Source organism: Pseudoroseomonas ludipueritiae, from assembly GCF_014490445.1.
Taxonomy (GTDB): Bacteria; Pseudomonadota; Alphaproteobacteria; order Acetobacterales; family Acetobacteraceae; genus Pseudoroseomonas; species Pseudoroseomonas ludipueritiae.
Genome location: NZ_JACTUZ010000322.1, coordinates 1 through 1,544 on the forward strand (window position 1 = coordinate 1; position 1,544 = coordinate 1,544).

The following is a 1,544-nucleotide window of genomic DNA, read 5'->3' on the forward strand; positions in this document are numbered from 1 at the left end:
CGAAGACCACCACATTGCCGCCGGCCGTGAAAGCGCGGGTGGCGCCTGCCGGAACGCCCTGCGACACGGTGGCGAGCAGGGTTCCAGCCGCGACATCGGTCTGGAAGGATGCTCCGGCCGCCGTGAGAGAGATCGCCGGCAACGTGACCGGCGGCGCCACGATGGAAAGGCTGGCCGTCGCACTGCGGGGGCTGTTCGTCGCATTGGGGTGCGTGTCCGTCACGGTGACGGAGAGCGAGCCGACGGAGAGCGTGCCGGTGCTGCTGCGCCGGATCTGCGTCTTGTCGGCATTGAACTCAGCCACGCCGCCGGCCACGGTCAGCGTACGGGTCGCGCCGGCAGGAACCGCCGATACGGTGGCCATCGCTGTGCCTGAGGCCAGGTCCGTTCGAAAGGAGCCAGCCGCCGGCGTGATGACCACCGCAGGCAGCGTCACCGGCGGATCAACCGGCGGCGTCACGATCCCGCCGCTGGCGGTCAGCAGCTTGCCGCCAGCCTTCACCAACTTGCCCTGAAATTTCAGCATGTCGTTGAGTTCCGTGCCGGTGCGAGGAAAGGCGCGGCTCTCAATGGCGCGCGCGAGGACGTTGAACAGCGAGACCATTTCGCTGTTCGTGGTGCTGATGGACTTGCTCACGGCGAGACCATGCGGATGAAGGAAGCATCCATCCAAGCGTCCCAGGCCACGCGCACGGACGCCTTGCCAGTGACAAGTACGGATAGATACGTAGATGTGCCGTCGAGTTGAGCCACGCAGTCCAGCGCCACGTCGGTCTGCTCAATCGTCGTCGGCGTTACCGTCAGGACCGCTGCGCCGCTCTGCCGCAACAGCGTGAACTTAAACTCTCGCGTGATGCGAATGGCAGAGCCGCCAACCTGCACGCCGCAGATACGGATTGTGCCAGCGAGGTATCGGTTTGTGTCGATGAAGAAGCGGTTCGTGGTGGTCGGGCCGCCGAGCATCAGTTCCGTCTGCACGGCATCGACGGTCTCACCGAACCAGTGCGCGTCGTAATGCTGCCGATCTCCGGCGGCGCGCAGCGTGCCACTAGACCGGGCGCGGGCGCCACGATGGTAGGTAACGGCGCCATTCCCGGTGGCCTCGCTGTCCACACCACTGGTGGACGTGTTGCGACCTCGCGCTTCGCTGTAAGCGGCATTGGCTGCGACATTCTCACCCCATGCGCGGGCGCCGATAGCCGAAGCGGTGGCCTGCAGGCCGATCTCAGCGCGGCCGTCCGCCGGACCGCCCAACTTAGTGAAGCGGGAGCTGCCTTCGACGTAACCGCTCAGACGAACCGTGTCCGAGCTGGTAGTGCCGGTATTGCCAGTTCCGATCTGTGCGACACCGCCTGTCGGGAGGTAGGCCGGCGAGATATCGACGACGTTGGATCCGTTGCTGCCCAGCCACTCGATGAGCCCGCGAGACACACCGGAGGCAGACATGTGGATCGTGTTGGAGCTGGGATTAACTGTCCCGTCGCCCATCCGAACCACTACTGCGCCCGCCCCGCCGCTCGCCTTGCCCACGATCTGCGCACGGG

2 protein-coding genes are annotated in these 1,544 nt (G+C 65.8%); both read right to left on the minus strand.

The window, feature by feature from the left end; genetic code table 11:
- On the minus strand, positions 1-637 hold a 637-nt coding region (locus tag IBL25_RS26025; RefSeq protein ID WP_187781331.1), incomplete at its 3' end, for a hypothetical protein.
- Positions 634-1,544: hypothetical protein (locus IBL25_RS26030; RefSeq protein WP_187781332.1), on the minus strand; the 911-nt coding region annotated here is incomplete at its 5' end. The genes IBL25_RS26025 and IBL25_RS26030, both read right to left, overlap by 4 nt.